Annotated in this window: 10 protein-coding genes; 1 reads left to right on the top strand and 9 read right to left on the bottom strand. The window is 72.2% G+C overall.

Features of this window, described 5'->3' with window-relative positions; all coding sequences use genetic code 11:
* Nucleotides 1–19: 19 nt before the first annotated feature.
* Both HF526_RS22545 and HF526_RS22540 read right to left on the bottom strand, forming a co-directional pair.
* A complete protein-coding gene (locus tag HF526_RS22545) occupies nt 20–1,279 on the bottom strand; it encodes a TrpB-like pyridoxal phosphate-dependent enzyme (RefSeq protein ID WP_169383543.1) in 1,260 nt (419 codons plus the stop codon).
* Nucleotides 1,280–1,289: 10 nt separating this feature from the next.
* Nucleotides 1,290–2,519 (bottom strand): cytochrome P450 family protein, encoded by a 1,230-nt coding sequence (locus HF526_RS22540; protein WP_169383542.1) that lies wholly within the window; start codon nt 2,517–2,519, stop codon nt 1,290–1,292.
* 247 nt (nt 2,520–2,766) lie between these two features.
* Here HF526_RS22540 and HF526_RS22535 point away from each other — a divergent pair, with 247 nt between their 5' ends.
* Nucleotides 2,767–2,922: a hypothetical protein gene (locus HF526_RS22535; RefSeq protein ID WP_169383541.1), complete on the top strand. Its 156-nt coding sequence runs from the start codon at nt 2,767–2,769 to the stop codon at nt 2,920–2,922.
* Here HF526_RS22535 and HF526_RS22530 read toward each other — a convergent pair.
* From HF526_RS22530 to whiA, 7 genes are all read right to left on the bottom strand, one after another.
* Entirely contained in the window at nt 2,919–3,731 is an 813-nt protein-coding gene (locus HF526_RS22530; RefSeq protein WP_169383540.1) for a class I SAM-dependent methyltransferase, read from the bottom strand. The genes HF526_RS22535 and HF526_RS22530 overlap by 4 nt on opposite strands.
* A 7-nt stretch (nt 3,732–3,738) precedes the next feature.
* Nucleotides 3,739–4,080: an RNA polymerase-binding protein RbpA gene (locus HF526_RS22525; RefSeq protein WP_169383539.1), complete on the bottom strand. Its 342-nt coding sequence runs from the start codon at nt 4,078–4,080 to the stop codon at nt 3,739–3,741.
* A 12-nt stretch (nt 4,081–4,092) separates the two neighbouring features.
* Nucleotides 4,093–4,329, bottom strand: coding sequence for a preprotein translocase subunit SecG (gene secG / locus HF526_RS22520; RefSeq protein ID WP_169383538.1), 237 nt, complete (start codon nt 4,327–4,329; stop codon nt 4,093–4,095).
* A 137-nt stretch (nt 4,330–4,466) separates the two neighbouring features.
* On the bottom strand, nt 4,467–5,252 hold the full coding sequence (gene tpiA, locus HF526_RS22515; protein ID WP_169383537.1) for a triose-phosphate isomerase: 786 nt from the start codon (nt 5,250–5,252) through the stop codon (nt 4,467–4,469).
* The gene (locus tag HF526_RS22510) at nt 5,252–6,424 is read right to left on the bottom strand and encodes a phosphoglycerate kinase (RefSeq protein WP_169383536.1); all 1,173 of its coding nucleotides are present in this window, start codon (nt 6,422–6,424) and stop codon (nt 5,252–5,254) included. The genes tpiA and HF526_RS22510 overlap by 1 nt, the downstream gene beginning before the upstream one ends.
* A gap of 8 nt (nt 6,425–6,432) precedes the next feature.
* Nucleotides 6,433–7,446: a type I glyceraldehyde-3-phosphate dehydrogenase gene (gap, locus tag HF526_RS22505; protein ID WP_169383535.1), complete on the bottom strand. Its 1,014-nt coding sequence runs from the start codon at nt 7,444–7,446 to the stop codon at nt 6,433–6,435.
* A 259-nt stretch (nt 7,447–7,705) separates the two neighbouring features.
* Complete coding sequence (gene whiA, locus HF526_RS22500) at nt 7,706–8,689, bottom strand: DNA-binding protein WhiA (RefSeq protein ID WP_169383534.1); 984 nt, start codon at nt 8,687–8,689, stop codon at nt 7,706–7,708.
* Nucleotides 8,690–8,692: the final 3 nt, after the last annotated feature.

Genomic DNA, 8,692 nt, shown 5'->3' with positions numbered 1-8,692 from the left:
GGTCAGGGCTGAGGGCGGATCAGCCCTGCTCGTCGGGGAGGCGGCCGTTGAGGTAGTCGTCGTAGGCCGACAGGTCGAGGAGGCCGTGGCCGCAGAAGTTGAACAGGATCACCTTCTCCTCGCCGGTCTCCTTGGCGGCCAACGCTTCGTCGATCGCCGCGCGGACGGCATGCCCGGCCTCCGGGGCCGGGATCTTGCCCTCGGTCTTGGCGAACTGCACCGACGCCTCGAACACCGTGCTCTGCGGGTAGGCGACGGCCTCGATCCGCCCGTCCCGGACCAGCGCGGACACCAGTGGCGAGTCGCCGTGGTAGCGCAGCCCGCCCGCGTGGATGGACGGCGGGACGAAGTCGTGCCCCAGGGTGTACATCGGCAGCAGCGGGGTGAATCCGGCGGTGTCGCCGAAGTCGTAGTCGAATCGGCCCTGGGTGAGCGTCGGGCACGACAGCGGCTCGGCGGCGACCAGCCGCACGCCGGTGTCGGGGACGAACGGGAACGCGATCCCACCGAGGTTCGATCCGCCCCCGCAGGGCGCGATCACCACGTCCGGCAGCCGCTCCCCCGCGAGCTCGAGCTGCTCCCTGGCCTCCAGACCGATCACGGTCTGGTGCAGAAGCACGTGGTTGAGCACCGAGCCGAGCGCGTAGTGCGTGTCGGCGCGACCGACGCAGTCGCGCACCGCGTCGGAGATCGCGCTGCCCAGCGAGCCGGGGTGGCCCGGCTCGTCGACCGGGGACGCGACGACCGATCCGCCCCAGGTCTCCATGGCCACCCGCCGGTACGGCTTCTGCTCGTAGGACGCACGCACCATGTAGACCTGCAGGTCCAGGTCGAACTGGGAGCAGGCGAACGCGAGCGCGGTGCCCCACTGCCCGGCGCCGGTCTCCGTGGTCAGCCGGCTGATGCCCTCGCGCTTGTTGTAGAACGCCTGCGCGACGGCGGTGTTGGGCTTGTGGCTGCCGGCCGGTGACACCGACTCGTCCTTGAAGTAGATCCGCGCCGGGGTGCCCAGCGCCTTCTCCAGGCGCGTCGCCCGGATCAGCGGCGTGGGCCGCCACAGCCGCAGGATGTCGAGCACCTCGCCCGGGACGTCGATCCACGGCTCCGCGCTCATCTCCTGACCGATCAGTTCCATGGGGAACAGCGGGGCCAGATCCTCCGGCCCGACCGGCTGGCGGGTCGCGGGATGCAGCGGCGGGTCGAGCGGCTTGAGCAGATGGGGCGCCACATTGAACCAGGCGGTCGGGATACGGTCCGGAGTCAGCGTCCAGCGCGTCACGCGGCGAAGGCTACGCCGTCACGGCCGGGTTGCCGAGGCTCACCGGCAGCCGGGTCAGGCCGCGGATGAGCGTGCTCGACCGCCACGACAGCTCCTCCGGCTCGGCGGCCAGCGCCAGCTCCGGGAACCGCGCCAGCAGCGTGCGGAACGCGATCTCACCCTCCAGCCGGGCAAGCGGCGCCCCGAGGCAGTGGTGGATGCCGAACCCGAAGGCCAGGTTGCCGGCGTCACGGCGCAGGTCGAGCTCGTCGGCGCGCGCGTAGTGCGCCGGGTCGCGGTTCGCCGAGGCCAGCGACACCAGCACCACCTCACCGGCCGGGATCTCGGTGCCGGCGATCGTCACCGGCTCGGTGGTGTGCCGGAACGTCGCGAGGTTCACCGGCCCGTCGAAGCGCAGGAACTCCTCGACCGCGCTCGCGGTCAGCTCCGGCTCGGCGCGCAGCGCGGCGAGCTGATCGGGACGGCGCAGCAGGGCGAGCATGCCGTTGCCGATCAGGTTGACCGTCGTCTCGTGCCCGGCGACCAGCAGCAGGAACGCCATCGAGACCGTCTCGGTGGCCGAGAGCCGGTCGGAGTCCTCGGAAGCCTCGACGATCGCGGAGAGCATGTCCTCGCCCGGGTGGGCCCGCTTGTCCTCGACGAGCCGGATCAGGTACTCGGCCATCGCCATCGCGGCCGCCTGCCGCTGCTCCGGGTGGGCGGCCGAGAGCAGCGTGTTCGACCAGCCGCGGAAGCTCTCGCGCTCGCCGTCGGGCACCCCGAGCAGCTCACAGATCACGGTCATCGGCAGCGGGAAGGCGAACGCGTCGAGCAGATCGACCTCGCCGGGACCCGCCTGCATGTCGTCGGCCAGCGCCGCGGCGATCTGTTCGATGCGCGGGCGCAGCCGGGCGATGGCGCGCACCGTGAACGCCTTGCCGACGAGCTTGCGCAGCCGGGTGTGGTCGGGCGGGTCGGAGTTGAGCATGTGCGCGGTGAGCGCCTCGGCGAACGCCAGGCGGCGTTCCGGGGCGACCGAGTGCCGTTCGAGCACCCGGCCGAACGCGGCGCCGTCCTTGGACAGCCGCGCGTCGGTGAGCGCGGCGCGGACGTCGTCGTAGCGGGTCACGAGCCAGACGTGCAGCCCCTGCGGGGTCACCGACCGCACCACCGGGCGCTGCTCGCGCAGTACCGCGTACAGGGCGTGCGGATCGGCCATGAACTGCTCGTCGAGCACCAGCTCCGCCGTCGTCTCCGTCATCCCCGACTCCTCCCCCGGTGACCGGAACTTCTGGAGCACGCACTCCAGTCGCCGGCCACAGTAGGGCAGTTGCGCTGATCCGCGTCCCCGCTCAGCGGCGATCTCAGGAATTCCGCAGGCGTCGTGCGAACCCCCGCCGGCTCCGCAGCGCGGACTCCCCCGCACGGATGCTCGACGCGGCCCTCGACCTGGCCACCCGGGAGGGGCTGCACGCGGTCACCGTGACCGCCGCGGCACCGCCTACCACGTGCTGTTCTCCGTGGGCGCCGGCCGGGCGGTCTTCGAACCGGGCCACCCCGGCGCCGGGGCCGCCGCCCCCGACGACATGGGCGCCGGCCTCACCCGGGCGTTGCTCGCGATCCTCACCGCGTCCGGGCACAGCGGCTGCCGGGGCCCGGGCTAGCCGAGCCGGACGACGACCTGCTCGTTGTCGTGGGTGTACGCCGCGTACCGGAAACCCAGCCCGGGATGCGCGGCGACGTACTCCCACCAGGCGCGGGCCTCGTGATCCTCCCAGCCGGGATAGTTGAAGAACTCGTCGAACACGATCACACTGCCCCGGCGCAACCGCGGGCCGACCAGCTCCAGCACGGTGGCCGCCGAGCTGTAGAGGTCGGCGTCGATGTGCAGCAGGTCCACCGGGCCCGGGTGCTCGGCGAGGAAGCCGGGCAGTGTCTCGTCGAACAACCCGACGACCAGTTCGGCGCCGGGAACCTCGGGCGGCTGCCCCTCGACGCCGAACGCGCCGGCCCGGAAGCCGGCCCGCCACGTCTCGGGCAGCCCGTCGAACGAGTCGAACCCGTAGACCCCCCCGCCGTCCCGCGCCGCCGCGATGAGCTTCAGCGTGGACCCTGTGTAGACGCCGAACTCGAGCGCCATCCCGCCGGTCGGGGCCAGCGAGAGGGCGTAGTCCAGGGTCGCGTGCGGGTCCGGCCGGCTGGCCGCGTCGGCCATCTCGCGCTGCACGAACCGGGCGCTGGAGGCGACGGCCTCCCGCTCGGCGGCGGCGAAGAGGTCACGACGGGCACGGACCTCGATCTCGCGGGCCTCGGCGACCGCGCGGTCGACCTCGCGCCGTACCCGGTCATCGATCCCGGACCGCACCTGCGCCAGTTCCTCGCGCAGTTCGGCGAGATGCTCGACGTGATAGCGGGCGACGACCTCGTCGACCGCCCGCATCACCTTCCCGCGCAGCGCAGCGCGGATACCCATCCGCAGATCAGAGCTCGCGGGAGGCCCGCAGCCGGCCGAGCGCCTCTTCCAGGATGGCCGCGCCGTCGGCGTCGCTGCGCCGCTCCTTCACGTAGGCGAGGTGCGTCTTGTACGGCTCGTTGCGCGGCGGCGCCGGCGGGCTCTGGTTGTCCCGGCCGGCCGGCAGACCGCAACGCGGGCAGTCCCACGACTCGGGGATCTCCGCCTCGGCCGCGAACGACGGCTTCGTCTCGTGACCGTTCGAGCAGTAGTAGGAGATCCGCTCCCGCGGCGCGGTCTCACCGCGCTCGGACTCACCCATCGGGCCCGCACCCACCCGGGTGCCACGGATCGCGTTGCCACCTGCCATCGCCATACCTCCTCAGGCCCCGACCTTGACCAGCATGCCGGTTCCGATGATCGCGATGAGCCAGATCGCGGCCGTGAACAGCGTGAGCCGGTCCAGGTTCTTCTCCACGACACTCGAGCCGGACAGGCTGGACTGCACGCCGCCGCCGAACAGGCTCGACAGCCCGCCGCCGCGTCCGCGGTGCAGCAGGATCAGCAGCACCAGCAGGATGCTGGAGACGATCAGCACGATCTGTAGGGCGAGCTTCATCCCATCCTCATTCGCTCGGGCTCGCCAGCGTACCCGCGACCGCTGGCCCATTTGTCCCGGGTCACACGTTCCCCCTGGTCGGAGGCACGGAACCGTTCGCCGACCGTAACCGACCGTCCGCTGGCGGACGCGCTGCGTTACGGCAGCGGTCCGCCGGCCGCGATCGCGCAGATCTGGGCGAACTCGTCGGCGTCCAGGCTCGCCCCGCCGACCAGCGCGCCGTCCACGTCCGGCTGGGCGACGATCTCGCCGATGTTCTTGGCCTTGACCGAGCCGCCGTAGAGCACCCGGACACCGCCGGCGAGGGTGTCGCCGTACTTCGCCGCGATGGTCGCCCGCAGCGCGGCGCAGACCTCCTGCGCATCGGCCGGGGTCGCCACCCGCCCGGTCCCGATCGCCCACACCGGCTCGTAGGCGACGACCAGGTTCTGAACCTGCTCGCTGGTCACCTTGTCCAGCCCGGCGGTCAGCTGCGCCGTCGTGTGCTCGACGTGCCGGCCGGACTCCCGAACCTCCAGGCCCTCCCCCACGCACAGCACCGGGGTCATCCCGTTGCGGACCACCGCACGGACCTTGGCGTTGACGATCGCGTCGTCCTCGTGGTGGATCTCCCGGCGCTCACTGTGCCCGACGATCACGAACGTGCAGCCCAGCTTGGCCAGCTGCGGCCCGGACACGTCGCCGGTGTAGGCCCCGGAGTCGTGCGGCGAGACGTCCTGCGCGCCGTGCACCATCAGCAGCTTGTCGCCGTCGACGAGGGTCTGCACGCTGCGGATGTTGGTGAACGACGGGAAGACCGCGACGTCGACCTTGTCGTAGTACTTCTCCGGCAGTGCGAAGGCGAGCTTCTGCACGCAGGCGATGGCCTCGAGGTGGTTGAGGTGCATCTTCCAGTTGCCGGCGATCAACGGCTTGCGGGCCATCACTGCTCCACTACGGACAGGCCCGGCAGCGCCTTGCCCTCCAGGTACTCCAGCGACGCGCCGCCGCCGGTCGAGATGTGGGAGTAGGCGGACTCGTCGAGCCCCAGTGCGCGGACCGCGGCCGCGGAGTCGCCGCCGCCGACGACGCTGGTGCCGGCCTTGGCCACCGCCTCGGCCACCCCCCGCGTCCCGGCCGCGAACGGCGCCATCTCGAACACGCCCATCGGCCCGTTCCAGAACACGGTGGCCGCGCCCTCCAGCACCTCGGCGAAGCGGGCCACGCTGTCCGGCCCGATGTCCAGGCCCAGCCGGCCGTCCGGGATCGCGTCCGCGGCGACCACCGCGGTCTCGGCGTCGGCCGCGAACCGGTCGGCCACCACCACGTCGGTCGGCAGCACGATCTTGCCGCTCTCCAGGAAGCGCCGGCAGGTGTCGATCTGGTCGGCCTCGAGCAGCGAGTCGCCGACGCCGTGGCCCTGGGCCGCGAGGAAGGTGAAGCACATCCCGCCGCCGACCAGCACCGCGTCGACCTTCGGCAGCAGCGCGGTGATCACGCCGAGCTTGTCGGAGACCTTCGAGCCGCCCAGCACCACGACGTAGGGCCGCTTCGGGTCGCCCGCCAGCCGGCTGAGCACCGCGACCTCGGCCTGCACCAGGTCACCGGCGTAGGCCGGCAGGTCCTGGGCGACGTCGTAGACCGAGGCCTGCTTGCGGTGCACCACGCCGAACCCGTCGGAGACGAACGCGCCGTCCTCACCGGTCAGCGCGACCAGCTCATCGGCCAGCGCGGCCCGCTCGTCGTCGTTCTTGGACGTCTCGCGCGGGTCGAACCGGATGTTCTCCAGCAGCACCACGTCACCGGCGGCCATGCTCGGCGTGCCGTCGGAGAGCTGGACGAGCCGGACCGGCGCCCCCAGCAGCTCGCCGAGCCGAGCCGCGACGGGGGCCAGCGAGTACTTCGGATCCGGTCCGCCCTTCGGTCGCCCGAGGTGCGCGGCGATGATCACCTGCGCCCCGGCGCCGGACAGCTCCTGGATGGTCGGGACCGAGGCCCGGATCCGGCCGTCGTCGGTGATGTTCCCGGCGTCGTCGAGCGGGACGTTGAGGTCCGAGCGGACCAGCACGGTCCGCCCGCCGACGCCCTCGGCGATCAGGTCGGCGACAGTCTTCATCGGTCTGCTCAGAGCTTCGACGCAACCAGCGCGGTGATGTCGACCAGCCGGTTCGAGTAGCCCCACTCGTTGTCGTACCAGCCCACGATCTTCACCTGGTCGCCGATCACCTTGGTCAGGCCGGCGTCGAAGATGCACGAGTGCGGGTCGGTCACGATGTCCGAGGACACGATCGGGTCCTCGGTGTACTTCAGCACACCCTTGAGCGGGCCCTCCGCGGCCGCCTTCATCGCCGCGTTGACCTCCTCGACGGTGGTCTCCCGGCCGACGGTCGCGGTCAGGTCGGTGGCCGAGCCGGTCGGGATCGGCACCCGCAGGGCGTAGCCGTCGAGCTTGCCCTTCAGGTGCGGCAGCACCAGCGAGATCGCCTTGGCCGCGCCGGTGGAGGTGGGCACGATGTTCAGCGCCGCCGCGCGGGCCCGGCGCAGGTCCTTGTGCGGGCCGTCCTGCAGGTTCTGGTCCTGGGTGTAGGCGTGGATCGTGGTCATCAGACCCCGCTCGATCCCGACCAGGTCGTCGAGCACCTTGGCCATCGGGGCCAGGCAGTTGGTGGTGCAGGAGGCGTTCGAGACGATCGTCTGCGACCCGTCGTAGTCGGCATCGTTCACACCCTTGACCACGGTCAGGTCCTCACCCGTGGCCGGCGCCGAGATGACGACCTTCTTCGCCCCTGCGTCGAGGTGCTTGGCCGCCGCCTCGCGCTTGGTGAACAGACCGGTCGATTCGACGACCACGTCGACGCCCAGGTCCTTCCAGGGCAGCTCGGCGGGGTCGCGCACGGCGAGGCCCTTGAAGCCCTTGCCGTCGACGACGATCTCCTCGTCGGTCGAGGACACCTCGTAGGGCAGCCGGCCGAGGATCGAGTCGTACTTCAGCAGATGCGCCAGCGTCGCGTTGTCGGTGATGTCGTTGACCGCGACGATCTCGATGTCGCTGGTGCCGGCTGCCCGCTGGGCGTCCACCGCCCGCCAGAAGTTACGGCCGATCCGCCCGAACCCGTTCACGCCAACCCGCACCGTCACGCATGCCTCCTGAGATCGTCGTCGCCCGTCACCGTGGGAATCGCGAGTCACCTTATCGCCCAGCGGTGGCTCCGGGAGGGGCGGAGGCCGGGTGACCTGCGCCGACTTCGTCACGATGTGTCCGATGACGCATCGCGGCGGGCCTGACCGGAGGTCGGGCCGCGATCCCCGCGGACCAGGCCCCGCAACGGCGATCACGTGCCGCCGGGGCGGGGCCCTGGCGGCACGTGATCGGGGTAGGGACCGGCATCCGGACCGGTCAGGTCTCCTCGAGCATCTCCGGGGTGACCGCCGACTCGGTGTCCGGGATGCCCAGGTCTGCGGCCCGCTTGTCGGCCATGTGCAGCAGCCGCCGGATCCGGCCGGCCACCGCGTCCTTGGTCATCGGCGGGTCGGCCAGCTGGCCGAGTTCCTCCAGCGAGGCCTGGGTGTGCTCGGCACGCAGCTTGCCCGCGGCGAGCAGGTGCTGCGGCACGTCGTCGCCGAGGATCTCCAGCGCACGCTGCACCCGCGCCGCCGCGGCGACCGCGGCCCGGGCCGAGCGGCGCAGGTTCGCGTCGTCGAAGTTCGCCAGCCGGTTGGCCGTGGCCCGGACCTCGCGACGCATCCGCCGCTCCTCCCAGGCCAGCACCGACGAGTGCGCCCCCATCCGGGTCAGCAGCGCGCTGATCGCATCGCCGTCGCGGACGACGACCCGGTCGGCCCCACGGACCTCCCGCGCCTTGGCCGTGACCCCGAGCCGCCGCGCCGCGCCGACGAGGGCCAGCGCCGCCTCCGGGCCGGGGCAGGTGACCTCCAGCGCGGACGACCGGCCGGGCTCGGTCAGCGAACCGTGCGCCAGGAACGCCCCGCGCCAGGCCGCCTCGGCGTCGGCCACGTCACCGGACACGACGGGCGGCGGCAGCCCGCGCACGGGACGCCCCCGCGCGTCGAGCAGCCCGGTCTGGCGGGCGAGCCCCTCGCCGTCGCGGACCACCCGGATCACGTAGCGGGCCCCGCGGCGCAGGCCGCCCGCGCTGATCACGTGCGCCTCGCAGGTGTGCCCGTACAGCTCGTGGATCTCGCGGCGCAGCCGGCGGGCCACCGAGCCGGTGTCGACCTCGGCCTCGATCACCACCCGGCCGCCGACGATGTGCAGCCCGCCGGCGAAGCGGAGCAGCGACGCCACCTCGGCACGGCGCGACGACGGCTTGGTCACCGTCAGCCGGCTCAGCTCGTCCTTGACCGCCGCCGTCATCGCCATCGC

This window comes from Pseudonocardia acidicola (assembly GCF_012911935.1).
Taxonomy (GTDB): Bacteria; Actinomycetota; Actinomycetes; order Mycobacteriales; family Pseudonocardiaceae; genus Pseudonocardia; species Pseudonocardia acidicola.
The sequence above is the reverse complement of the archived record's forward strand: the minus strand, read 5'-3'. Positions and strand labels throughout refer to the sequence as shown.